Genomic DNA, 24,322 nt, shown 5'->3' with positions numbered 1-24,322 from the left:
CATGAGCACCGTCACGACCGAGGAACTCTCGGCCACCACCCTGCTGCGGTTCGCCACCGCCGGCTCCGTCGACGACGGCAAGTCCACCCTGGTGGGCCGGCTGCTGCACGACTCCAAGTCCGTGCTCACCGACCAGCTGGAGGCCGTCGAGCGCGTCTCCGCCAGCCGCGGCCAGGACGCCCCCGACCTCGCGTTGCTGACCGACGGTCTGCGGGCGGAGCGGGAGCAGGGCATCACGATCGACGTGGCGTACCGGTACTTCGCCACGGCCAGGCGGCGGTTCATCCTCGCCGACACCCCGGGGCATGTGCAGTACACGCGGAACATGGTCACCGGTGCGTCGACGGCCGAGCTGACGGTGATCCTTGTCGACGCGCGCAACGGTGTGGTCGAGCAGACCCGCCGCCACGCCGCGATCGCCGCCCTGCTGCGTGTGCCGCACGTCGTCCTCGCGGTGAACAAGATGGACCTGGTCGACTACCGGGAGCCCGTCTTCGCGGCGATCGCCGAGGAGTTCACCGCGTACGCCACCGAGCTGGGCGTCCCGGAGGTCACGGCGATACCGATCTCGGCGCTCGTCGGCGACAACGTGGTCGAGCCGTCCGCGCACATGGACTGGTACGGCGGCCCCACCGTCCTGGAGCACCTGGAGACGGTGCCGGTCAGTCACGACCTGACCCGCTGCCACGCCCGGCTGCCCGTGCAGTACGTGATCCGCCCGCAGAGCCCCGAGCTCCCCGACTACCGCGGCTACGCCGGGCAGATCGCCGCCGGCACCTTCCGCGTCGGCGACACCGTCACCGTCCTGCCCTCGGGCCGGTCGACCACCATCACCGGCATCGACCTGCTCGGCAACCCCGTCGACGTGGCCTGGACACCGCAGTCGGTGACCCTGCTCCTCGCCGACGACATCGACATCTCCCGCGGCGACCTGATCGTCCCCGCCCAGGACGCCCCCGACACCACCCAGGACCTCGAAGCAACTGTCTGCCACGTCGCCGACGAACCGCTCACCGTGGGCCACCGGGTGCTGATCAAGCACGGCACCCGGACCGTGAAGGCGATCGTGAAGGACATCCCGTCCCGGCTCACCCTGGACGACCTGTCCCTGCACCCGCACCCGGGCCGGCTCACCGCCAACGACATCGGCCGCGTCGTCATCCGCACCGCCGAACCCCTGCCCGCCGACACCTACGCCGACTCCCGCCGCACCGGGTCGTTCATCCTGATCGACCCCAACGACGGAACGACGCTCACCGCGGGCATGGTCGGCGAGTCCTTCGCCTCCCCCGACCCGGTCGACGACGGGGCGGACGACGACGGGTGGGACTTCTGACCACTCGCCGGTCCTCCGGCGCCCGCGTACTGCCCTGAACCCGCCGACGGTCCGGCCGCACGACCACCGCGTGACCGCCGGGCCGCCACCGAGAGGAACGTCCCCTTGCCTGCCACGACCGCTCTGCGCCGCGCCCTCGCGGTGACGGCCGCGCTGCCGTTGCTGGCCCTGGCCGCCTGCGGTTACGGGTCGCAGGCCAAGGACGACGACACGGTGCGGGTGGCCGCGGGCGCGAAGAAGACCGACGGTCTCGACTCGGTCAGGATCGGCTACTTCGGCAACCTCACCCACGGCACCGCGCTGGTCGGCGCCCGCAAGGGCCTGTTCCAGAAGGAACTCGGGGGAACCGAGGCGAAGTACGCCGTGTTCAACGCGGGCCCGTCCGAGATCGAGGCGCTCAACTCCGGTTCCCTGGACATCGGTTTCATCGGCCCCTCCCCCGCGGTCAACGGCTGGACCAAGGCGGACGGCAAGAACCTGCGGATCGTGGGCGGTTCGGCGTCCGGCGGGGTGAAGCTGGTGGTGAACCCGGACAAGGTGAGGTCGCTGAAGGACGTCGAGGGCAAGCGGATCGCGACCCCGCAGCTCGGCAACACCCAGGACGTCGCCTTCCTCAACTGGGCCGCCCGGCAGGGCTGGAAGGTCGACCCGCTAAGCGGCAAGGGCGACGTCACCGTCGTCCGCAGCGACAACAAGGTCACCCCCGACGCCTTCAGGTCCGGGTCGGTCGACGGCGCCTGGGTGCCGGAGCCGACCGCCTCCCGGCTGGTCGCCCAGGGCGGCAAGGTCCTGCTGGACGAGGCCTCGCTGTGGCCGGACGAGAAGTTCGTGATCACGAACATCGTCGTCCGCCAGGAGTTCCTGGAGAAGCACCCGAAGGCCGTGGAGGCGGTGCTCAGGGCGTCGGTCGGGACCAACCGGTGGATCAACGCGCATCCCGACGAGGCGAAGGCCGCCGCAAACGAGCAGCTGGCCGCCGACACCGGCAAGCCGCTGCCCGCCGACGTGCTCGACCCGGCCTGGGAGTCGATCACGTTCCTCGACGACCCGCTGGCCGAGACCCTCAAGACGCAGGCGGGCCACGCCGTGGAGGCGGGTCTGCTGGAGCAGCCGGACCTGAAGGGGATCTACGACCTCTCCGTGCTCGGCAAGGTCCTGGAGGCGGCCGGCCTGCCACCCGTCGACGACGCCGGACTCGGCACCGCCCAGCCCCGGATCACGCACGCACCCAGGAGGTGACGACCATGGCCACGACCCTCGCCAAGGCCGCCGACGACACGCAGTCGGCGACGCACGCGGCCCGTATCGAGCACGTCTCGAAGTCGTTCGCGGGCGGCCCCGCCGGGCAGCAGCTCGTGCTGGACGACATCAGCCTCGACGTCGCCCCCGGCGAGTTCGTCACCCTCCTCGGCGCCTCCGGCTGCGGCAAGTCCACCCTCCTCAACCTGGTCGCCGGTCTCGACAGGCCCACCCAGGGCGCCATCACCACCGACGGCCGCCCCGCCCTGATGTTCCAGGAGCACGCCCTCTTCCCCTGGCTCACCGCCGGCAAGAACATCGAACTCGCCCTCAAACTGCGCGGCACGCCGAAGAACGAACGCCGCGACCGCGCCGAGGAACTGCTGGAACTGGTCCGGCTGGGCGGCGCGCACGGCAAACGGGTGCACGAACTGTCCGGCGGCATGCGCCAGCGCGTCGCCCTCGCCCGCGCCCTCGCGCAGGAGAGCCGGCTGCTGCTGATGGACGAACCCTTCGCCGCGCTCGACGCCATCACCCGTGACGTCCTGCACGACGAACTCACCCGCATCTGGCGCGAGACCGGCCTGTCGGTCCTGTTCGTCACCCACAACGTCCGCGAGGCCGTCCGCCTCGCCGAGCGCGTCGTGCTGCTGTCCTCCCGCCCCGGACGCGTCGCCCACCAGTGGACCGTGGACATCCCCCACCCGCGCCGCATCGAGGACACCGCCGTCGCGGAACTGTCCGTCGAGATCACCGAACAACTCCGTGGGGAGATCCGCCGCCATGGCCAGCACTGACACCACCCCCGCCACGGCCAAGGACGGCGCCGGCGACCTGGCCGGACTCGAAGCCGGGCTGGACGCGCTGGAGACCGTGCGGACCAGTCGCAAGCCGTTCCGTGAGACGTTCACCCAGAAGATCCTCCCCCCGGTCGTCGCCGTCGCGCTCGTGCTGGCCGTGTGGCAGTCGCTGATCACCTTCAAGGTCGTCGACGACCCCACCAGGCTGCCCGCGCCCGCCGACGTCTGGCACGTGCTGGAGAAGGCCTGGCTCCAGGGCGAACTCCTCGGCTACATCTGGACGTCCGTCTCCCGCGGCCTGCTCGGCTTCTGCCTCGCCCTGCTCATCGCCACCCCCCTCGGCCTCCTCCTCGCCCGCGTCAAACTGATCCGCGCCGCGATCGGGCCGATCCTGTCCGGGCTGCAGTCCCTGCCGTCGGTCGCCTGGGTCCCGCCCGCCGTCATCTGGCTCGGCCTGAACAACCAGATGATGTACGCCGTCATCCTCCTCGGCGCGGTCCCCTCCATCGCCAACGGACTGCTCTCCGGCGTCGACCAGGTCCCGCCCCTCTTCCAGCGCGCCGGACGCACCCTCGGCGCCACCGGGCTGAAGGGCACCTGGCACATCACCCTGCCCGCCGCGCTCCCCGGCTACGTCGCCGGCCTCAAGCAGGGCTGGGCCTTCTCCTGGCGCTCCCTCATGGCCGCCGAGATCATCGCCTCCTTCCCCGACCTCGGCGTCGGCCTCGGGCAGCTCCTGGAGAACGGCCGCAACGCCAGCGACATGGCCATGGTCTTCGAGGCCATCCTCCTCATCCTCACCGTCGGCATCGCCATCGACCTGCTGATCTTCAGCCCCCTCGAACGCCGGGTCCTGCGCACCCGCGGACTTCTGGTGAAGAGCTGAGGTGCCCGCCATGCGTCGTCCCGTCCTCCTCGTCGTCGCCCACGGCAGCCGTGACCCTCGGCACGCCGCGACCGTGCACGAACTGGTGCGCCGGGTGCGCGCGCTGCGGCCCGGGCTGCGGGTCGAGACCGGCTTCCTGGACTTCAACGTGCCGTCCGTGAACGGTGTGCTGGAGTCCCTGGACGCGGAGGGCGTGCGGGACGTGGTCGCGCTGCCGCTGCTGCTGACCCGGGCGTTCCACGCCAAGGCGGACATCCCCGCGGTGCTGGCCGAGGCCCCGCCGCGGCTGCGGATCCGCCGGGCCGAGGTGCTGGGCCCGTCCCCGCTGCTGCTGGCGGCGCTGGAGCGGCGGCTGTACGAGGCGGGCCTGACGCCCGCCGACAAGTCCTCGACCGGGGTCGTGCTGGCCTCGGCGGGGTCGTCGGACCCGGAGGCGATCGCAGTGATCGCAGACGTCGCGCGGGAGTGGCGGCACACCGGTTGGTGCGCCGTGCGGCCTGCGTTCGCCTCCGCTTCCCTTCCACGCACCGAGGACGCGGTGCGGGAACTGCGGGCCCTGGGCTGCGCCCGCGTGGCTGTGGCGCCGTACGTCCTGGCGCCGGGGCGGCTGCCCGACCGGATCGCCCGGGGCGCGGCCGAGGCCGACGTCCTGGCTGACGTGCTGGGCCCCTCCCCCGAGGTCGCGCAGGTGCTCCTGGAGCGCTACGACGCCGCGCGGACGCCGGTGCTGACGGCGCTGGGCGCGTGAGCCGGCCGTTCAGGCCTCGGTCATCTCCACCAGCTTGACCACGGTGTTCCAGTTGCGGCTCGTGGCGACGACGCCCTTGTTGACGCGGGGCCTGGACAGGAACTCGGCGAGCTTGGAGCGGCCGAGACCGTCGGGGACGTACAGGTAGAGGGCGCGGTCGCCGAGGCGGAACTCCTCCGGGAGGTAGGTCTCGCGGTCGGCCTCCGCGAACCGGTCCTCGGTGACGGGTGCGGAGAAGTAGGTGACGTGGAGCTGCTTCGGCTCCAGGTCGGCGGCCGGGAAGGGGCAGGCGTCCACGATGCCCGCGAGGTAGGCGTGGTCGCGGACGATCACGTCCACGGCGAAGCCGAAGTGCCGGGCGAGCGCCCCGGACATCTCGGCGGCCAGCGACTCCTCGTCGCCGTGCCCGGCCGTGAAGGCGGCCTGGCCGCTCTGCAGGTGGGTGCGTACGTCCTCGTGGCCGAGGCTCTCCAGCAGGGCGCGCAGCTCGGCCATCGGGACCTTCTTGCCGCCGCCCACGTTGATGCCGCGCAGCAGCGCCGCGTATCTCGTCGCCATGGCCCCGACTGTAGTGCGGCCGTCGTGCCCCGTGGGGGTGGGCACGACGGCCGGGGCCCGCGCGCGGCGGGCCTCGCAACTCTGACCGACGGGCGGCTCCCGGAGCAACCTGAACACACTGCTGTGACTTATTCGACAAGGTTGCGGAATGGCCGGGACCGGTTCGTGCCGTTCCGCCGCCGCCCCTGATCCACCGTGCCGGTGTCCCGGACATGTGTAGGGGGCCACGGTCCTCCCCAGTGGGGAGGAGGGCCGAGCCGGTGGGATGAGTGTGCGCCCCGCGGCTTCACCGGGCAGCACGACGAGACGCCCTCACGCCGCCCCTACCGTCGAAACGTCAGGTGGCGGCAGGGGGTCGCTGCCGCATACGAGGGAGCGAACCCGTCATGGGGAACGGAGACGCGCGGGTACGGGGGCTCGCCGCCCGGGCCGGCGGCTGGAGCGCGCGGCACCGCTGGGCGGCCGTCGGCATCTGGGTGCTGTTCGTGGTGCTGGCGATGGGGCTCGGCTCGGCGGCGGGCCGGGTCGACGTCGAGGACAGCGAACAGCTCAAGGGGGAGACCAGCACCGCGGCCCGGATCATCGAGGAGGCCGGGATCGAGGAGCCGGCGTCGGAGACCGTGCTCGTCCAGGCGAAGGACGACGGTCTCACGTCCACGGACGCGGAGTTCCGGTCCGCGGTCGCCGCGGTGATGACGGCCGTGGAGCGGACCGGCGAGGTCACGGACGTCACCTCGCCGTACGACAGCGGCACGGTCGCGAAGGACGGGCGCAGCGCGCTGGTCCAGTTCGACGTGCGGGGCGACCCGCGGACGGCCGGTGAGCGGATCGAGCCGGTGCTGGACGCGGTGGCGGACGTGCAGAAGGACCACGGCTCGCTGCGGATCGAGGAGATCGGCGGCGCCAGCATGATGAAGACGTTCGACGACGCGTTCGGCGACGACTTCAAGAAGGCCGAGTACTCCGCGGTGCCGGTGGCCCTGGGCATCCTGCTGATCGCGTTCGGCGCGCTGGTGGCGGCGCTGCTTCCGGTGGCGCTGGCGATCACCGCGATCGTGGCGACCATGGGCCTGATGGGGCTGGTGAGCCACCTCCAGCCGATGAGCGACACCGCCAACTCGGTGATGCTGCTCGTGGGTCTGGCCGTCGGTGTCGACTACTGCCTGTTCTACCTGCGGCGTGAGCGGGAGGAGCGGGCGGCCGGCCGGGACGCGCGGACGGCGCTGCGGATCGCCGCCGCGACCAGCGGCCGGGCGATCGTCGTCTCCGGTGTCACGGTGTGCGTGGCCATGGCGGGCATGCTGTTCACCGGCATCGCCGAGTTCGAGGCGATGGGTCTGGCCTCGCTGATGGTGGTCGCGGTCGCCATGGTCGGCTCCGTCACCGTGCTGCCGGCGCTGCTGTCACTGCTGGGCGAGCGGGTCGAGAAGGGCAGGCTGCCGTTCCTGCGGCGGCGGACGGGCGGCCGCGACGACAGCCGGTTCTGGTCGGCCGTGCTGAAGCGGGTACTGGCCCGGCCGGTGCTGTCGGTGGTCGTGGCGACCGGTGCGCTGCTCGCGGTGGCCGCGCCCGCGCTCGGCATGAAGACCGAGAACCTGACGCTGGACCAGGAGTTCGGCGACTCGCTGCCGATCGTGCAGACGTACAACCGGGTCAACGAGGCGTTCCCGGGCGGGTCGGAGCCGGCCGAGGTGGTCGTCAAGGCGGACGACATCAACGCGCCCGAGGTGAAGGCGGCGCTGGCCGACTTCCGTGAGCAGGCGGTGAGTTCGGGTGCCTCGCGCGGCCCGGTGGAGATCAAGCTGCACGACCGGCGGAACCTGGCCCTCGTGTACGTGCCGCTGGTCGGCGGCTCCGACCAGGACGCGGCGGGTGTGAGCCTGGAGAAGCTGCGCGACGAGGTGCGGCCGGCGACGCTGGGCAAGGTCGACGGGGTCGAGGCACCGATCACCGGTCAGGTGGCGGGCAACAAGGACTTCAACGACCAGCTGGTCGGCTCGGTGGTCCCGGTGTTCGCGTTCGTGGTGGTGTTCGCCTTCGTGCTGATGCTGCTGTCGTTCCGCTCGCTGACGGTCGCGGTCACCTCGATCGTGCTGAACCTGCTGTCGGTGGGCGCCGCGTACGGCATCCTCGTGGCGGTCTTCCAGCACGGCTGGGGCGCGTCCCTGGTGGGCGCGGAGGGCGTGGGCGCCATCATCACCTGGCTGCCGCTGTTCCTCTTCGTGATCCTGTTCGGCCTGTCGATGGACTACCACGTGTTCGTGGTCTCGCGGATCCGGGAGGCGCGGGCACGGGGCCTCGGGACGCGGGACGCGATCCGGCACGGGGTGGTCACCACGGCCGGTGTGGTGACCAGTGCCGCCGTCATCATGGTCGCCGTGTTCGCGATCTTCGGGACGCTGTCCATGCAGTCCATGAAGCAGATGGGCGTGGGCCTGGCGGCTGCGGTGCTGATCGACGCGACGGTCATCCGGGGCGTGCTGCTCCCGGCGGTGATGTCGCTGCTCGGCGAGCGCAACTGGTACTTCCCGAAGTGGCTGCACCGGCTGCCCGACCTGACGCACGACGAGGCGCCGGAGGCGGTCGTGGCGACGCCGCGGGCGAAGGACGACGAGGGTGAGAAGGTGCCGGCCTGACCGGCACGGACAAGGGGAAGGGCCCGGCGGCTGCCACCGCCGGGCCCTTCCCGTCGCGTCAGCTCCGTCCGGGCAGTTCCGCCTCGATCAGGTCGGCGGCCCTGCGGGTGCCGCCCTCCTCCGCCATCTGCGCCTGGACAGTCTTCAGGCGGCGGGCGACCTCCGGGTCGTCGACCAGGGCGAGGGCGGCGGTGCGCAGCGCCTCGGCGGTCGCCTCCTCGGTGGGCAGGTGCCGGGCCACGCCGAGTGCCTGGAGCATGTCGGCGTTGCCGAACTGGTCCACCGCCTGCGGTACGGCGATCATCGGGGTGGCCGTCGCCAGGCCCTCCTGGCTGCCGCCCGCCCCGGCGTGGGTGACGAACAGGTCGGCCTGCTTGAGGATCGCGAGCTGCGGCACCCAGGAGCGCACCTCGACGTTCGGTGGCAGGTCGCCGAGCTCGGCGGGGTCGACGTGCCTGCCGACCTGGAGCACCAGGTGCCAGCCGGGCAGTCCGCCGAAGGCCTCGACGCACCGCCGGTAGAAGGCCGGCTGCTTGGTGAAGGACGACCCGAGCGACACCAGGACGACCTTCTCGGCCCCGGCGGGCCGCTGCCAGTCCCCCTCGGCGCCGCGGTCGCCCTGGCAGGCGCCGACGAAGGAGTGCACCGTCTCGTCGACCCGGTCGGCGTTCGGCTGGAGCGCCTTCGGGATCAGGACGAGGGAGCGGGCGGGGCGGCCCCCGAAGTCGTCCGGGCTCATGGTGATCCCGTTCTCCTCCAGCCAGGCCCGGAAGCGGGCCTGGTACGCCTTGCCGCGTGCGGTCCTGTTCGGCTCCTCCCACATCGGCTCGGCGACCTCCTTCTCGTAACCCTCCCAGGCGACGAGGTTCGGTGAGAGGGAGACAGCGGGGACGCCCCAGCGGTGGGCGAGGACGCGCGCCGGGTAGGAGGTGATGTCGTGCAGCACGAGGTCGGGGGTGTCACCCTCGTAGGCCTCGATGAGCTGCGGGAGCGCCTGGATCGCGTCGGCGAGGAACGGCTCCACGTTGTCGAGGAGGGTGGTGCCCCAGGCCTCGGGGTCGTCGTCGGGGCCCGGCAGGGTGGAGTTCCACAGTCTGGGTTCGGCGCCCGTCGCGGCGACCTTCTCGGCGAAGAGCGGCGGGATCGCGTAGGTCACCCGGTGACCGCGCGCCACGAGCTCGCGGATCACCTCGAGGCTGGGGTTCACGTGCCCGTGGGCGGCGATGGAGAACATGGCGATGTGTGCGGGAGCGGTCATGGGGCGACCTTAAGCGAGACGAGACGTCTCGTACAACTGGATTGAGCGGCGCGCCCCGCTCACCGCCGGTATTAGCGGCGCGCCCCGCTCACCGCTGGTAGCGGGCCAGCACCAGGTTGCCGTCCCTCTCCAGCCGCTTCCGCAGCTCGCCGAGGCCGATCGCGCCGCTGTAGTACTCCTGGAGCGCCGGGGTGGCGACCTTGTCCTTCCACTCCGGGTAGCCCCGTACGGACTGGGCGGGGGCCGGGCGCAGGTGGGCGGCGAGGGCCGTGCCGGTGGCCCAGCCGTGCTCGGGGGTGCGCAGCGCGGGGTCGGCGAGGGCCTGGCGGCCGGTGGGCAGCATCCAGTCGCCGAGCGCGAGGCGGACCATGTTCCGCGGCTGGAGCAGGAAGTCCAGGAAGGCGACGGCCTCCTCCTTGTGCGGGCAGTCCTCGGCGACGGAGAGCGTCTGCGGGCTGACGCCCTGGGCGAGCCCGCCGGCCCCGGCCGGTGCGGGCAGCACCTGCCAGTCGAAGCCCTCGGGCGCCTGCTGGACGATCTGCTGGCGGTAGGAGAAGCCGAGCGGCACCATCGCGTACTTCCCCGCGAACAGACCGGGCAGGGTGTCGGAGCCGCCGCTGCCGAGGGTGGTGGGTGAGGCGCTGCGGTCGGTGTTCACCTGTTCGTGGACCGTGCGCGGGACGACCTCGTCGCCGTCCTCGAACCGCACGGTGACCTTGCCGTCGGCGTCCCGGTGGAAGAGGCGGCCGCCGGCCGAGAGGGACAGGTTGAGCGTGGCGGACACCGGCTCCTTGAGGGGCCAGGCCACGCCGTATCTGCCGTCGCCCGACAGTTCCTTCGTGACCTGCCGGAACTCCGCCCAGCTCCACGGGTGTGCGGGAGTCGGGACGCGGACGCCGGACTCATTCAGCCGGGCGGTGCCGGCGATGAGCACGCGCGGCTCCTGGAGGAAGGGGACGCCGTAGACGCCGTCGCCGAAGGTGACGGACCGCCAGGCGAGTGGCGGGATGTCGGACCTGAGCCGCTCGGGCAGCAGGTCCGTCAGGTCGGCCAGATGACCCCCGTAGGCGAAGTCGGCGAGGTCGTCGGAGGCGTCGTGGACGATGTCGGGGGCCTCACCGCCCTCGAAGGAGGTGAGGAGCTGGTCGTGGACGCTGTCCCAGCTGCCCTGGACGTACTCCACGTGGACGTCGGGGTGGGCGGCGTTCCACTCCTCGACCAGTTCCTTGGTGGCCTCGACCGACTCCTGCTGCCAGGCCAGGGACTGGAAGCGCAGGGTGATCCGGCCGTCGTCGCGGGTGCCGCCGGAGGAGCAGCCGGCCAGCAGCAGGGCGAGCGCGAGGGCTGCGACGAAAATCCTGGTGCGGGTCATCAGCCCTTCACCGCCCCGGCGAGCACGCCGCCCGTGATGCGGCGCTGGATGAGTGCGAAGACGAGCAGGGACGGCAGCGTCGCGAGGAACGCGGCGGCCGCCAGCGGGCCCAGGTCGGCCACCCCCTCGGCCCCGATGAAGCGGGTGAGGAGCACCGGCAGGGTCTGCTGCTCCGGCGTCTTCAGCAGGACGAGGGCGAAGAAGAACTCGTTCCACGCGGTGACGAAGGCGAACAGCGCGGTCGCGGCGATCCCCGGCGCGAGCAGCGGTGCCGTGACCGACACCAGGATGCGCAGCCGCCCGGCGCCGTCGACGGCCGCGGCCTCCTCCAGCTCGGCCGGCACGGCGCGGACGTACCCGGTGAGCATCCACAGCGCGAAGGGCAGCGCCCAGACGACGTGGACCAGCACCAGGCCGGGCAGGGAGTCGATGAGCCGCAGGTTCTTCAGCACCAGGAACAGCGGGATGATCAGCAGCACGAACGGGAACGCCTGGCTGACCACCACCCAGCCGGTCGTCGCGCGGGACAGGGCGGTGCGGTGGCGGGCCGTCACGTACGCCATCGGGGTGGCCACGGTGACCGCGACGACCGCCGCCGCGGAGGCGGTGAGCAGGGAGTTGAGGGCGGCCCGCAGCAGCGGCTGTTCGTCGAAGGCCTGCCGGAAGTTGGCGAGGGTGGGGTCCTCGGGGATCCAGGTGGGGTGCAGCCCGGCCAGCTCGGCCGGGGGCTTGAACGCGGTGGACGCCAGCCAGACGAGCGGGAAGGCCAGGAAGACCAGGTACGCGAGCAGCGCGGCGTACTGGCCGGCGCGGGCGGCGGTGCGGGTCCTCATGTGTCGTCGCCTCCCTTGAGCCGGCCGGCGAGGAAGACGGCCAACAGAACCGAGATCGCGGCGACCATGACGCAGCCCATGGCGGCCGCGTAGCCGAACTGCCCGTACCGGAAGGCCTCTTCGTAGGCGAACAGCATGGGCAGCCGGGTGCGACCGCCCGGGCCGCCGTTGGTCAGCACGTAGACCAGGGCGAAGGAGTTGAAGTTCCAGATCAGGTTGAGCGCCGTGATGGCGAACGCGACGGGCCGCAGGGCGGGCCAGGTGACCGTGCGGAAACGGCGCCACGGTCCGGCGCCGTCCACGGCGGCGGCCTCGTGCAGCTCGCGCGGGGTGTTCTGGAGCCCGGCGAGCAGTGCCACCGTCGTCTGCGGCATCCCCGCCCACACGCCGACGACGATCACCGCCGGCAGGGCGGTGGCGAGCCCGCTCAGCCAGTCCCGGTCGCCCCCGAACCCGAGGTCGCGGAGGGTCTCGTTGAGGATGCCGGCGTCCGGGTTGTACGTGATCCGCCACATGATGCCGACGACCACCTCCGGCATCGCCCAGGGGACGATGGCGAGGGCGCGGGCCGCCCAGCGCAGCCGCAAATCCTGGTTGAGCAGCAGGGCGAGGCCGAGCGCCAGCAGGAACTGCGGCACCGTCACACCGACCGCCCACACCAGGCCGATGCGGAACGACTCCCAGAACAGGGTGTCCTGAAGCAGGTCCTGGAAGTTCAGCGTGCCGATCCAGCGGGTCGTCCCGGTGCGGCCCGACTGGGCGTCGGTGAAGGCCAGCAGGATGCCGTAGAGCAGCGGGCCGACGCTGAGCACCAGGATCGGGATCAGCGCGGGGAGCACCAGGAACCACGGGCCGTGACCGGCGGCGCGCCGCACGCGGCGGTCCGGGCCGGGCGCGCGGGGCTCGGATCTCCTCGCCTCGGTCACCGACGTCACGGCATCAGCCCCTTTGCACGGTGGGGGGTGGGCCCGGTCATGGTCGTGAACCTGCCATCCCCCGTCAAGGGCCCGCGCACACCACCCGACCTGTACGAATGCGAGACTGACCGGCAAAGGGCCGCCGGACGGCGGCGTCCGGCGGGACGGCGGGCTCAGGGCGGACACGGAGGCGGGACGATGGACGAGGCACGGGCGCGGGAGGTCCTGGACGCCGCGGGGGTGCTTCCCGGGGGCGCCGGGGACGCGCGGCTGCTGGCGCTCGGGGAGAACGCCGTCCTCGCGGCCGGCGACCTGGCCGTCAAGGTGGGCCGGGACGCCGAGCTGCTGGAGCGGGCCCGCCGGGAGCTGGCCGTCGCGGGGTGGCTGGCGGAGCAGGGCGTGCCCGCGGTGCGGCCGGCCGCACCGGAGGCGCTGCTGGTCGAGGGGCACCCGGTGACCGTCTGGCACCGGCTCGCGGAGCCGGTGCGGCCGGCGGGCCCCGCGGATCTGGCCGCGCTGCTGCGGCAGGTCCACGCGCTGCCCGCTCCCCCGTTCGCCCTGCCGCCCCGCTCGCTGCTGGACGGCGTCGAGCGCTGGCTGCGGCTCGCGGGCGACGCCGTCGACCCGGCGGACGCCGCCTATCTGCGCGAACGCCGCGACGGATTCGCCGAGGCCGCCGCCGCGCTGACGCCCCGGCTGCCGCGCGGGCCCATCCACGGCGACGCGTTGACCCGCAACGTGTACGTCGGCCCGGACGGGCCGGTTTTGATCGACCTGGAGACCTTCTCCTCGGACCTGCGCGAGCACGACCTGGTGGTGATGGCCCTCTCGCACGACCGCTACGGGCTGCCGGACGAGGCGTACGCCTCCTTCACCGGGACTTACGGCTGGGACGTGCGGGAGTGGGACGGCTGCTCGGTGCTGCGCGGGGCGCGTGAGACGGCCAGCTGCGCCTGGGTCGCCCAGCACGCCCCGGGGAACCCCAAGGCGCTGGCCGAGTTCCGCCGCCGGGTGGCGTCCCTGCGGGACGGCGACGAGACGGTGCGCTGGTATCCGTTCTGAGCGGGCCGGGTCAGGAGGCGGCGGGCCGCAGGGGCTCGCCCGCCGGCTCGCGCAGCGGCCAGATGCTGTCGACGACGGCGGCCGGGTCGCCCTTGCGGCGCAGGAAGTCCTGGAAGTCCGCCGCCCAGGCCGCGTACCACTCGATCTGACGGCGGTGCAGCTCCGCCGGGCCGAGGGCCGCGACCTTCGGGTGGCGGACGGCTATCGCACAGGCCAGCCGGGCGGCGGCGAGGGCGTCGGCCGTCGCGTCGTGCGCCGCGTCGAGGACGACACCGTACTCCGCGCAGACCGCTTCGAGGGTGCGCTTGCCGCGGCGGTAGCGGTCGACGGCGCGGTCGATGGTGTACGGGTCGATGACCGGGGCCGGGTCGGCGCCGCCCAGGCGGTCGCGCAGGGACGGCAGTCCGTACCGCCGCAGTTCGGCGGAGAGCAGGCTCAGGTCGAAGGAGGCGTTGTAGGCGACGACCGGGACGCCGGTCCGCCAGTAGGCGGCGAGGACACCGGCGATGGCGTCGGCGACCTGGTCGGCGGGGCGGCCCTCGGCGGCCGCGCGCTCGTTGCTGATGCCGTGGACCGCGACCGCGTCGTCCGGGATCGGCACGCCCGGGTCGGCCAGCCACTCACGGCGCCCCAGCGGCTCGCCCGCCCTGAGCTCGATCACGGCTCCCGTGACGATCCGCGCCTCGCGCGGGTCCGTCCCCGTCGTCTCCAGGTCGAAGCCGATCAGCAGCTCCCGGTGCCAGCCCATGGGCTGCCCCCCTTCTGTGTGGTGCGTTCCCCCAGTGGCTTTCACCCTGACACGCGCCACTGACAATCAGAGGATCGCATTCCGCTTGCCGGGAGGGACGGGCCGGCCCGGCCCCGAGCGGTACGCCCCGCCCGATCCCGGACAGTCACCCGCTTTCAGGACACCGGCCGCGAATCCGCCCACATCAGCTCGAACTCCTCGCGGTACGTGGGGAACAGGCCCCCCTCCTCGATCTCGCCCGGCTTGACCACCTTGGTCCCGTTGCGCAGGACCAGCACCGGCGCTTCCATGCCCCGGACGCGCCGCAGGTGGTTCTGCACCACGGCGATGCCGTCCGAGCCGTCGCCGTCCACCAGGTAGGCCGTGCAGCGCGGCGTCTCGTCGTACACCTGGATCTCGAAGGCGCCCGGGTCCCTCAGCCGCGACCGCACGCGGCGCATGTGCAGGATGTTCATCTCGACGGAACGGCCCAGCTCGCCGCGTTTGATGCCCAGTTCGCGCTCGCGCCGCTTGACCGCGCTGGAGGCCGGGTTGAGGAACAGCAGCCGCACCCGGCAGCCCGACTCGGCGAGCCGCACCAGCCGGCGGCCGGAGAAGTTCTGCACGAGCAGGTTCAGGCCGATGCCGATGGCGTCGAGCCGCCGGGCCCCGCCGAAGATGTCCTCGGCGGGGAACTGGCGCAGCAGCCGCACCCGGTCCGGGTGCACGGCGACCACGTCCGCGTACCGGTCGCCGACCAGGTCCTCGACCGCGTCCACCGGAAGCCGGCGCGCCGAGGGCACGTCGCCGCCGGCACCCAGCATCTCCAGCAGCCGCGCGGAGGCCCGCTCGGCCTGGTTCAGCACCGCCTCGGACAGCGCCCGGTTGCGGGAGACCACGTTGCGGGTGACCTCCAGCTCGTCCAGGGCCAGCTCGACGTCCCGGCGGTCGTCGAAGTACGGCTCGAAGCACGGCCAGTGCTGCACCATCAGCTCACGCAGCTGCGGCAGGGTGAGGAACGACAGCACGTTGTCGTCGGCCGGATCGAGCAGATAGCCCTTGCGGCGGCTGACCTCGCGCACGGCGACCGCGCGCTGCACCCACTCCTGCCCGGCGGGCCCGGCGGCGGCCACCACCCAGTCGTCGCCGTGCACGGGCTCGTAGACCGGCCGCAGGACGGCGGCCACGACCGCGCGCAGCCGCTGCTCGACCAGATTCAGCCAGATGTAGGCCCGGCCGGCCCGCTGCGCGCGGGTGCGCACCTCGCGCCAGGCGTCCGCGCCCCAGTCCAGCTCCGGCCCGATCGAACCCGCGTCCATCGGCCGTGCCAGGGACACCGCACCGGGCGGGACGTCCGTGGAGCCGCTCCCCTCGTGACCCTCGTCACCAGGGGGCAGTTCCAGCCCTCCCGACCCCACCCGCGCACCGCCTTCCGCTCCCCCGAGCACTCCCGTCCTGACGATCAAGGAGACTACTCCGCCTGCGGCGCGCGGTGCAGCCCGATGGACAGGGTCGTTTCCCAACTTCCCCCGTCCAAGCGACCGTTCCGCCCTCCGCGGGACGGCGAGTGAGCGGTTTCATAGCGGATTCGCGAGGTGGGCGGTCGTCGGAGCCGAGGGCCGGGGTAGAAGGTTCTTCCCGCCCTTTCGGGGAGACACGGAGACACTCGGACCCAAGGCGTCCCCACCGGCGCCGTACACCTGAAAGAGTCGTGTCCATGCAGGTCTGGCCTGGCGAGGCATATCCGCTCGGTGCCACGTACGACGGCGCCGGAACGAATTTCGCGGTCTACACGGAGGCCGCGGACCGAGTAGAGCTGTGTCTGCTGCACGACGACGGCTCCGAGACCGCGGTCGAACTGCGGGAGAGCGACGCGTTCGTGCGGCACGCGTACCTGCCCGGGGTCATGCCCGGGCAGCGGTACGGCTTCCGTGCGCACGGACCGTACGCCCCCGAGAGGGGGATGCGCTGCAACTCCTCGAAACTGCTGCTCGATCCGTACGCGCGTGCGATCAGTGGCTCGATCCAGTGGGGCGAGGAGGTTTACGGCTACCACTTCGACGACCCCGAACGGCGCAACGACCTGGACTCGGCGCCGCACACGATGACGTCGGTCGTGGTCAACCCGTACTTCGACTGGGGGGACGACCGGCGCCCCCGGACGGAGTACCACCACACGGTGATCTACGAGGCCCACGTCAAGGGCCTCACCATGCGCCACCCGGGGCTCCCCGAGGAGCTCCGCGGCACCTACGCGGGTCTGGCGCACCCCGCGATCATCGAGCACCTGACCGAGCTCGGCGTGACCGCGCTCGAGCTGATGCCGGTGCACCAGTTCGTGAACGACCACCGGCTGGTCGACATGGGCCTGAACAACTACTGGGGCTACAACACCATCGGCTTCTTCGCCCCGCACAACGCCTACGCCTCCTGGGGCGACCGGGGCCAGCAGGTGCTGGAGTTCAAGTCGGCGGTGAAGGCGCTGCACGAGGCCGGGATCGAGGTGATCCTCGACGTGGTCTACAACCACACCGCCGAGGGCAACCACCTGGGTCCGACGCTGTCCCTCAAGGGCCTCGACAACCCCTCGTACTACCGGCTGACCGACGACCCCCGGTACTACATGGACACCACGGGCACCGGGAACTCGCTGCTGATGCGGTCCCCGCACGTGCTCCAGATGATCATGGATTCGCTGCGGTACTGGGTCACCGAGATGCACGTCGACGGGTTCCGCTTCGACCTCGCGGCGACCCTCGCGCGGCAGTTCCACGAGGTGGACCGGCTGTCGTCGTTCTTCGACCTGGTGCAGCAGGACCCGGTGGTCTCCCAGGTGAAGCTGATCGCCGAGCCCTGGGACGTGGGCGAGGGCGGCTACCAGGTGGGCAACTTCCCGCCCCTGTGGACCGAGTGGAACGGCAAGTACCGCGACACCGTGCGGGACCTGTGGCGGGGCGAGCCGCGCACGCTCGCGGAGTTCGCCTCCCGGCTGACCGGCTCCTCCGACCTCTACCAGGACGACGGGCGGCGCCCGCTGGCCTCGATCAACTTCGTCACCTGCCACGACGGCTTCACCCTGCACGACCTGGTGGCCTACAACGACAAGCACAACGACGCCAACGGCGAGGACAACCGGGACGGCGAGAGCCACAACCGGTCCTGGAACTGCGGCGCCGAGGGCGACACCGACGACCCGGACGTGCTGAGACTGCGAGCCCGGCAGATGCGGAACTTCATCGCGACGCTGATGCTCTCCCAGGGCGTGCCCATGATCAGCCACGGCGACGAGCTGGCCCGCACCCAGCGCGGCAACAACAACGCCTACTGCCAGGACAACGAGCTGGCCTGGCTGGACTGGCCGGACGAGGAGGAGGGCGAAGGGGGCGGGGGGAACGCGGGGGACGTCCGCAGGCAGCTGCTGGAGTTCACCCGGGCGATGGTGTGGCTGCGCAAGGACCACCCGGTCTTCCGCCGGCGCCGCTTCTTCCACGGCCGGCCGGTGGAGGGCACCCACGACGACCTCTCCGACATCGCCTGGTTCACCCCGGAGGGCGCGGAGATGACCCAGCGGGACTGGGACTCGGCGCGGGCGTCGGCGCTGACGGTGTTCCTCAACGGCAACGCCATCTCCGAGCCCGGGCAGCGCGGGGAGCGGATCTCCGACGACTCGTTCCTGCTGATGTTCAACGCCTCCCCCAAGCCGCTGGACTTCGTGGTGCCGGTGGACCACGGCGCCCAGTGGCAGGTGGTGGTCGACACCGCGCGCGCGGACGGCGTGCCCCCGGGCACGGGCCCGAAGGTGTCGGCCGGCACCCGGCTGACGCTGACCGACCGCAGCCTGACGGTGCTGCAACGGCCTGCGTAGCGGGCGGAGGGGCTGGAGATCAGCCCCTCCGGCGTTCGAGGAGCGGGGTCCGGGGCGGCGCCCCGGTGTCGGGACGGGAAGGGGCGGCGGGGGCGGAAAACCATCGCGCTCGCACCCCCGAACGGAGCAGCGATGGCACGAGACGCGCCAACGCGGGTACGTACGTCCCCATGACCCCTGAGCGCCCTGACCCGGCAGTCCCCACGGCGACCTACCGGCTGCAGCTCCAGCCGTCCTTCCCGTTCGCGGCGGCCGCGGAGGCCGTCCCGTACCTGGCCTCGCTCGGCGTGTCCCATCTGCATCTGTCGCCCGTCCTGGAGGCGGTGCCCGGCTCCCAGCACGGCTACGACGTGGTGGACCACGGGCGCGTACGGGAGGAGCTGGGCGGTGAGGAGGGGCTGCGGGAGCTGTCCCGCACCGCGCGGCGGCACGGGCTGGGTCTCGTGGTGGACATCGTCCCGAACCACATGGCGATGTCCCCCCGCCACAACGCGGCGCTGTGGGAGGTGCTGCGCGACGGCCCGTCCTCGCGCCGCGCCCGCTGGTTCGACATCGACTGGGAGGCGCAGGGCGGGCAGGTGCTGCTGCCGGTGCTCGGCGGCCCGCTCGGCGAGGAGGCGGACCGGCTGAAGGTCGACGGCGACGTGCTGCGCTACTACGACCACACGTTCCCACTGCGCGAGGGGACGGCGGGGCTGCCGCTGCCGCAGCTGCTGGACGCGCAGTGGTACCGGCCGGTGTGGTGGCGGCTGGCCCGCACCGAGCTCAACTACCGGCGGTTCTTCAGCATCTCCGAGCTGATCGGGGTGCGGGTGGAGGACCCCGAGGTGTTCGAGGCGACGCACGGCAAGATCCTGGAGCTGCTGCACGGGGGCGTGGTCGACGGGCTGCGCGTGGACCACCCGGACGGGCTCGCCGACCCCGACGGCTATCTGCGGCGGCTGCACGAGGCGACGGGCGGCCGCTGGACGGTGGTGGAGAAGATCCTCGCCGACGGCGAGCCGCTGCCGCCGTCCTGGCCGGTCGCCGGCACCACCGGCTACGACGCCCTGCGCCATGTCGACGGGGTGTTCACCGACCCGGCCGGGTTCGGAAAGCTGCTGGGCCGCTACCGGGCCTTCGCGGCCCCGCAGACGGACCGGGGCGGCGACTGGGACGCCACGGTGCGGCGGGCCGCGTACAAGGTGCTGACGCACGAGCTGGCCACCGAGATGGACCGGCTGACCCGGACGGCGAGCCGGCTGTGCGCGACCGCGCCGGAGACCGCCCTGCGGGACCGCGCGCCCTGGGCACTGCGCACCGCCCTGCTGGAGCTGCTGGTACGGCTGGACGTGTACCGCCCGTACGCCTCCGTGGACCCGGCCTCGGTGGTGACCGAGGAGGCCGCGGACGGGGCCCGGCGCGCGTTCGCCGTCCCGGAGGAGGCCGGTGCGGTGGACGTCGTACGCGACCTGGTGCTCGGGCGGTACGGGGACGGACCGGCGCACGTGGAGTTCCGTACGCGGTTCGCGCAGACGGCGTCGGCGCTGCGGGCCAAGTCCGTGGAGGACACGGCGTTCTACCGCTACGTCCCGCTGCTGTCGGCGACCGAGGTCGGCGGCGAGCCGGGTGATCCGGCGGTGGACCCGGACCGGTTCCACGCGTACTGCGCGCGCGTGCAGCGCGACTGGCCGGTCACGGGGACGGTGCTGTCGACGCACGACGCCAAGCGCAGCGCGGACGTGCGGGCGGCGCTGCACGTGCTCACCGAGTGCCCGGAGCGCTGGGCGGACCTTCTCGCCGAGGTGTCCCGCACCGGGGACGGGGTGCCCGACGCCCAACTGGCGTGGGCGGCCTGGCAGACGGTGTTCGGGCTGGGACCGGCCGACGAGGAGCGGGTGCAGGCGGCGCTGCTGAAGCATGTGCGCGAGGCGGGCCTGTTCACCAGCTGGACCGAGCAGGAGCCGCCGTACGAGGAGGCGGTGGCGGGGTTCGTGTCGGCGGGCCCGTGCGGGGTGCCGGGCCGGAAGGTGGCGGAGTTCCGCGCGTCGCTGGAGCCGCACATCCGGGCGAACACGCTGGGCGCGGCGCTGGTGCACCTGACGATGCCCGGCGTGCCCGACCTCTACCAGGGCACCGAGCACGAGTACCGGGCCCTCGTCGACCCGGACAACCGCAGGCCGGTGTGGTTCGGGGAGGACGGCGGCGACAAGGAGGCGGTCACGCGGGCGGCGCTGGCCCTGCGGGCACGGCGGCCGGAGCTGTTCGGCGAGACGGCGTCGTACGAGCCGCTGACGGCCGAGGGCCCGGCGGCGGCGCACTGCCTGGCGTTCGCCCGCTCCGGCGAGGTGATCACCGCGGTGACCCGCCTGTCCCTCCGCCTCGCCGAGTCGGGCGGCTGGCACGACACCCGCCTCCCGCTCCCGCCGGGCCGGTGGGCCGATGTGCGGGTCCCGGGCCGGGAGTTCGGCGGCGAGGTGCCGGCGGCGGAGCTGTTCGCGGAGTTGCCGGTGGCGCTGCTGGAGAGGGTGCCGGAGTGAGGTCCGGGGAGGCCCTCGTGGGCGCGCGCACGTAGGGGCGTGCGGGCGGCGTGCGGGGTCGGTGCGGGGCTCGTGCGGGTGCGGCGGACCCGGGGCGGCGGGTGTGCGGGCGGGGGCCGGGAAGTGCCTCCGGGCGCCCCCTGGCGGCTCCCCCTCGGTGCCCTTGACACCACCTCGTGACCGTGGGGTACTGCGCAGTGCGGATGCGGGCGGTGACGGGGGGTGGGTCCGCTGCGGGAGTCGCGCTATCCGACGGTGGCCGAGCTGGTCTTCTCCGCCCGGGCGCTGGCCGTCCAGTGGCCGGGGCTGTGTGTGCTGCGACAGGTGGGCGTCTCCCGCGCGGGACGGCCCCTGCACCTGCTGTCCGTCGGACGCGCCCGTAGCGCCGTCCTCGTGGTGGCGGGCGCCCACGCCAACGAACCCGCGGGCAACGGCACGTTGCTGGCGCTGGCGCGGCGGACCCTGCGGCAGCGGGAGCTGCGCGACGGCATGTCGTGGCACTTCCTGCTGTGCGCCGACCCCGACGGGGCGAGCCTGCACGTCACACCGGCCCCGCGCAGCCTCTACGACTACCACCTCGGCTTCTTCCGTCCCGCCGGGCCGGAGCAGCCCGAGTGGGCTCCCTCGGTGCTGCCGGCCGACCGGCTCCCGCCGGAGACCCGGGCGCTGACCGGGGTGATCGACGAGCTGCGGCCCTTCCTCCAGGTGTCCCTGCACGGCACCGATCTGGGCGGCAGCTGGGTGCAGCTGACCCGGGACGTGCCGGGTCTGGCGGAACCTTTCGCCAAGTCCGCGGCCGAGCTGCACATCCCGGTGGAGACGGGCGCCTCGGACGCGGCGGGCTGGCCCGCGTCGGGGCCCGGGGTGCACGTGATGCCCGCGCCGGAGGCCGCGCCGGCCTACCCCAGCCTGTCCGACGACGCCCGGCACAGCACCTGGTACCACGCGCACCGCTACGGCGGGCTGACCGCGGTGATCGAGGTGCCGATGTGGGCGAGCGACCTGGTGGACGACCCCGCCCCGCATCCGGCGCCGGACACCGCGATGCACGCGCTCGCGGAGCGGCTGCTGCGGGACGCCGGGGAGGTGCGGCACGTGTTCGAAGGGGCGCGGCCCCTGCCCGGTGACACCGACGGCCCCCTGCTGCGGGCGGCCACCTGGGTGCTGGAGCTGGTCCCGGGGCTGGCCGCCGACCTCGCCCACACGCCGCCCGCCGACGGCACCCGGGCCTACGTCGGCAGCGTGGACGCCTTTGCCCGCCGGGTTCCGCTGCGGGCGGCGGCGATGCTGCGCCGCGCGCTGCGGCACACCGACGCGCAGGCGGCGGCACGGCTCGACCAGATGGTCGCCCAGTGGAGCGACGCCTTCGCCACCCGCTTCCGGGCCCGTTGGGTACCGGTGCGGCACCAGGTGGAACACCAGTCCCGCACGGTGGTGGCGGCCGCACGACAGGCACGGGTCGGGCTCTGACCCTCGGGACCGTGCACTCGGGGTCGTCCGGGCAACGGGCGTCAGGCAGTACCAGGAGGTCGTGGGGGCGGGGCCCGCGCACGAGCCCGTGGCAGGACCGCCCCCGGCAGGCGAACGGGCAGGCCCGGGCCTGATGAGCGGGCGCACCCGGCCCCGTGCAGGGGTGTGGCCTACGCCCCGTCCAGGGCGAACAGCGCCCCCGTTCGGGCGCGCAGCACGCAGGTGTTCGGGAAGGTTTCCGTGTAGTCCACGGGGCGGTCGCGCCACATGCCCTGGGCGTGGGCGGTGACCGGGGCGTAGATCATCGGGCAGAGGGCGTCCTCCGCGGGGAGGGCCGTGATGCGGCCGTCCGCCGCCGTCAGGTCCGCGCAGGCCTGGTCCGCGTGCGGGTGGCCGCCGCCGGGCGGGTCGCACCGCAGCATGGTGCCGCCGTCCGCCGCGGCCGGGGTCTCCCCGTGGCTGACACCGAGCACCAGCCAGTTCCCGGACTCCGGCGGGGTGTCCGCGTGGGCCGTGGGTGTCGCGCCGGCGAGCAGGAGGAGAGCAGCGGCGAACAGTCCTGCCCGTACCGCGGTCATCGAGGTGTGCGTCATTCCCGGTGCATCGGCACGGCGGGCCCCGGGCCCCAGCCCGGCTCACCCGAACGGGAGGGCCCCGGCGTCCGCCGTACCGCCAGGGCGCACGCGGCGAGCACCACCCGGGCCTGGTACTCCGCCTGGCGCTCCACCGGGATCCAGCGGGCGCCGAGCGCGTCACGCAGGTCGGCGCACCGCGCGTCGATCAGCCGGTCCAGCCGGGGCAGCGCCCCGACGGGATCACGTCCGGCGCGGGTGACCAGCTGGTGCAGCAGCCCGGCGGTGCGCAGCGCCAAGCGCCGTCCGGCGAGCCTCAGGGCGGCGAGGCGGGCGGTGGTCATGGGCGGCAGCGGATGTGCGGAATCGTTTCCGCAGTCGGGGTCCCAAGCATCGGCGAGGCCGGGACAGACCAGCAGGTAGTCGTCGACCGGGGCGAGCAGCCGGGCCGCTTCGGGCATACCGGTGAGGTACGGGCGGACCCGCTCAGCGAGGTCACCGAGCATGCGGGTGTCCTGACGCAGGGTGCGGCTGACGGAGCGCAGTTCGCCGTCGGGGTCGGGGTGCGGTGCGCCGTCCTCGACGCCCGGCACGGCCCACATGGGCGCCTCCACGACCGCGGTGACCGTGCCGTACCCGTACGGGTGGAACCACGTCGACTCCACGGCCGCCTCGGTGATGGCGGCGGCGAGGTCCCGGCGGCGCGGGGGCGGGATGCGGTAGACGGCGGGGCCGAGACCGGGCCAGTACAGGGCGTCGTAGGCGCCCAGTTCACGCGGGACGCCGTGGCGGGCGGCGAGGGCGGCCACGCGGCGGTCCAGGCCCGGCAGGTCGCGGGTGAGTTCGACGAATCCGCCGCCGACGTCGACGCCGTGCAGGGAGCACTGGAGGAAGGGACGCAACTCGTCCTGGAGGGCCAGCAGCGCGCGGGTCTCCGGCAGCGCGGCGGAGGCGGCGCCGTCGGGCAGCCACTCGGGCTGTTCCAGGAAGCCGGGGCGGAAGAAGTTCCGGTAGTGCCGGCCGAGGGTGTACGGGCCGGTCAGCCAGCCCTCGTTGTGGCGCAGGCCGTCGGGGTCGAGGCAGAGCAGCAGGTTCCAGGTGACGTCGGCACCGTCGGTGAACCGGCTGTCGGCGAGGGCGCGCTCGGCCAGCCGCAGCACGGTCGCGCCGCCCACCGGTTCGTTGGCGTGCGGTCCGGCGACGACGAGCGCCTGGCGGCTGCCGTGGCCGACGCCGAGCAGCCACAGCGGGGTGCCCGCACGGGAGACGCCGACGCGGCGCAGACGGGCGTCGCGGGGATGCCGGGCGGCGAGGGCGGCGGCCCGGGCGCCGAGTTCGTCGACGGTCGGGTAGTTCAGGAGGGGCGTCAGGTCACACCTCCACGAAGCGACGCCGTCGTCCACCGGATGTACTGGCCGTGCGGGCGGTGCGGTGAGCACCGGGACGTGCGGGACGTGCGGGATCGCGCCGGCCGGCGCGGGAGCACTCCGAGTGCACCGTACACCTACAGTCAGTCACGCATCA

Annotated in this window: 19 protein-coding genes; 10 read left to right on the top strand and 9 right to left on the bottom strand. The window is 73.1% G+C overall.

Going from position 1 to position 24,322, the window contains the following annotated elements:
* Position 1 precedes the first annotated feature (1 nt).
* The 5 genes from ACIF8S_RS01995 to ACIF8S_RS01975 all read left to right on the top strand — a co-directional run bounded on the left by ACIF8S_RS01995 (position 2) and on the right by ACIF8S_RS01975 (position 5,009).
* Positions 2 to 1,336 carry a sulfate adenylyltransferase subunit 1 gene (locus ACIF8S_RS01995; protein WP_399996791.1) on the top strand — a complete coding sequence of 445 codons (1,335 nt, stop codon included), beginning with the start codon at positions 2 to 4 and terminating at the stop codon, positions 1,334 to 1,336.
* A 105-nt stretch (positions 1,337 to 1,441) separates the two neighbouring features.
* Positions 1,442 to 2,575, top strand: coding sequence for an aliphatic sulfonate ABC transporter substrate-binding protein (locus tag ACIF8S_RS01990; protein WP_399996790.1), 1,134 nt, complete (start codon positions 1,442 to 1,444; stop codon positions 2,573 to 2,575).
* Positions 2,576 to 2,580: 5 nt separating this feature from the next.
* A complete protein-coding gene (locus ACIF8S_RS01985) occupies positions 2,581 to 3,372 on the top strand; it encodes an ABC transporter ATP-binding protein (protein WP_349797195.1) in 792 nt (263 codons plus the stop codon).
* The gene (locus tag ACIF8S_RS01980; protein WP_399996789.1) at positions 3,359 to 4,261 is read left to right on the top strand and encodes an ABC transporter permease; all 903 of its coding nucleotides are present in this window, start codon (positions 3,359 to 3,361) and stop codon (positions 4,259 to 4,261) included. The genes ACIF8S_RS01985 and ACIF8S_RS01980 overlap by 14 nt, the downstream gene beginning before the upstream one ends.
* Positions 4,262 to 4,271: 10 nt before the next feature.
* Positions 4,272 to 5,009 (top strand): sirohydrochlorin chelatase, encoded by a 738-nt coding sequence (locus ACIF8S_RS01975; protein ID WP_399996788.1) that lies wholly within the window; start codon positions 4,272 to 4,274, stop codon positions 5,007 to 5,009.
* A gap of 9 nt (positions 5,010 to 5,018) precedes the next feature.
* On the opposite strand, the gene ACIF8S_RS01970 is transcribed toward ACIF8S_RS01975, so the two are convergent.
* Positions 5,019 to 5,567 carry a DUF1697 domain-containing protein gene (locus ACIF8S_RS01970; RefSeq protein ID WP_399996787.1) on the bottom strand — a complete coding sequence of 183 codons (549 nt, stop codon included), beginning with the start codon at positions 5,565 to 5,567 and terminating at the stop codon, positions 5,019 to 5,021.
* A gap of 386 nt (positions 5,568 to 5,953) precedes the next feature.
* Here ACIF8S_RS01970 and ACIF8S_RS01965 point away from each other — a divergent pair, with 386 nt between their 5' ends.
* Entirely contained in the window at positions 5,954 to 8,203 is a 2,250-nt protein-coding gene (locus ACIF8S_RS01965) for an MMPL family transporter (RefSeq protein ID WP_399996786.1), read from the top strand.
* A gap of 58 nt (positions 8,204 to 8,261) precedes the next feature.
* Here ACIF8S_RS01965 and mgt read toward each other — a convergent pair whose 3' ends face one another.
* The 4 genes from mgt to ACIF8S_RS01945 form a co-directional block, all read right to left on the bottom strand.
* Positions 8,262 to 9,461, bottom strand: coding sequence for a macrolide-inactivating glycosyltransferase (gene mgt, locus ACIF8S_RS01960; protein ID WP_399996785.1), 1,200 nt, complete (start codon positions 9,459 to 9,461; stop codon positions 8,262 to 8,264).
* 88 nt (positions 9,462 to 9,549) lie between these two features.
* A complete protein-coding gene (locus tag ACIF8S_RS01955) occupies positions 9,550 to 10,833 on the bottom strand; it encodes an ABC transporter substrate-binding protein (RefSeq protein WP_399996783.1) in 1,284 nt (427 codons plus the stop codon).
* Positions 10,833 to 11,666 (bottom strand): carbohydrate ABC transporter permease, encoded by an 834-nt coding sequence (locus tag ACIF8S_RS01950; RefSeq protein WP_399996781.1) that lies wholly within the window; start codon positions 11,664 to 11,666, stop codon positions 10,833 to 10,835. The genes ACIF8S_RS01955 and ACIF8S_RS01950 overlap by 1 nt, the downstream gene beginning before the upstream one ends.
* Positions 11,663 to 12,601 carry a carbohydrate ABC transporter permease gene (locus tag ACIF8S_RS01945; RefSeq protein ID WP_399996780.1) on the bottom strand — a complete coding sequence of 313 codons (939 nt, stop codon included), beginning with the start codon at positions 12,599 to 12,601 and terminating at the stop codon, positions 11,663 to 11,665. Before ACIF8S_RS01945 ends, ACIF8S_RS01950 begins: the two co-directional genes overlap by 4 nt.
* A 180-nt stretch (positions 12,602 to 12,781) precedes the next feature.
* Here ACIF8S_RS01945 and ACIF8S_RS01940 point away from each other — a divergent pair, with 180 nt between their 5' ends.
* Positions 12,782 to 13,645, top strand: a complete 864-nt coding sequence (locus ACIF8S_RS01940; RefSeq protein ID WP_399996779.1) for a phosphotransferase enzyme family protein — start codon at positions 12,782 to 12,784, stop codon at positions 13,643 to 13,645.
* A 10-nt stretch (positions 13,646 to 13,655) separates the two neighbouring features.
* On the opposite strand, the gene ACIF8S_RS01935 is transcribed toward ACIF8S_RS01940, so the two are convergent.
* Positions 13,656 to 14,393, bottom strand: a complete 738-nt coding sequence (locus ACIF8S_RS01935; RefSeq protein WP_399996778.1) for a 3'-5' exonuclease — start codon at positions 14,391 to 14,393, stop codon at positions 13,656 to 13,658.
* 155 nt (positions 14,394 to 14,548) lie between these two features.
* Complete coding sequence (locus tag ACIF8S_RS01930; RefSeq protein WP_399997059.1) at positions 14,549 to 15,820, bottom strand: SAV2148 family HEPN domain-containing protein; 1,272 nt, start codon at positions 15,818 to 15,820, stop codon at positions 14,549 to 14,551.
* A gap of 269 nt (positions 15,821 to 16,089) precedes the next feature.
* Between ACIF8S_RS01930 and glgX the strand changes: the two genes are divergently transcribed.
* The 3 genes from glgX to ACIF8S_RS01915 all read left to right on the top strand — a co-directional run bounded on the left by glgX (position 16,090) and on the right by ACIF8S_RS01915 (position 22,226).
* Positions 16,090 to 18,237 carry a glycogen debranching protein GlgX gene (gene glgX / locus ACIF8S_RS01925; RefSeq protein WP_399996777.1) on the top strand — a complete coding sequence of 716 codons (2,148 nt, stop codon included), beginning with the start codon at positions 16,090 to 16,092 and terminating at the stop codon, positions 18,235 to 18,237.
* 170 nt (positions 18,238 to 18,407) lie between these two features.
* A complete protein-coding gene (gene treY, locus ACIF8S_RS01920) occupies positions 18,408 to 20,756 on the top strand; it encodes a malto-oligosyltrehalose synthase (RefSeq protein WP_399996776.1) in 2,349 nt (782 codons plus the stop codon).
* Positions 20,757 to 20,978: 222 nt separating this feature from the next.
* Positions 20,979 to 22,226 (top strand): M14 family zinc carboxypeptidase, encoded by a 1,248-nt coding sequence (locus ACIF8S_RS01915; protein ID WP_399996775.1) that lies wholly within the window; start codon positions 20,979 to 20,981, stop codon positions 22,224 to 22,226.
* A 170-nt stretch (positions 22,227 to 22,396) separates the two neighbouring features.
* On the opposite strand, the gene ACIF8S_RS01910 is transcribed toward ACIF8S_RS01915, so the two are convergent.
* Positions 22,397 to 22,819 (bottom strand): SSI family serine proteinase inhibitor, encoded by a 423-nt coding sequence (locus ACIF8S_RS01910; protein WP_399996774.1) that lies wholly within the window; start codon positions 22,817 to 22,819, stop codon positions 22,397 to 22,399.
* A complete protein-coding gene (locus ACIF8S_RS01905) occupies positions 22,816 to 24,201 on the bottom strand; it encodes a M14 family zinc carboxypeptidase (RefSeq protein ID WP_399996773.1) in 1,386 nt (461 codons plus the stop codon). The genes ACIF8S_RS01910 and ACIF8S_RS01905 overlap by 4 nt, the downstream gene beginning before the upstream one ends.
* Between the last annotated feature and the right edge of the window lie 121 nt (positions 24,202 to 24,322).

This window comes from Streptomyces sp. NPDC085937, assembly GCF_044540535.1.
GTDB lineage: Bacteria > Actinomycetota > Actinomycetes > Streptomycetales > Streptomycetaceae > Streptomyces.
Note: the sequence above shows the minus strand (reverse complement) of the source record. Positions and strands in the feature narration are given on the sequence as shown.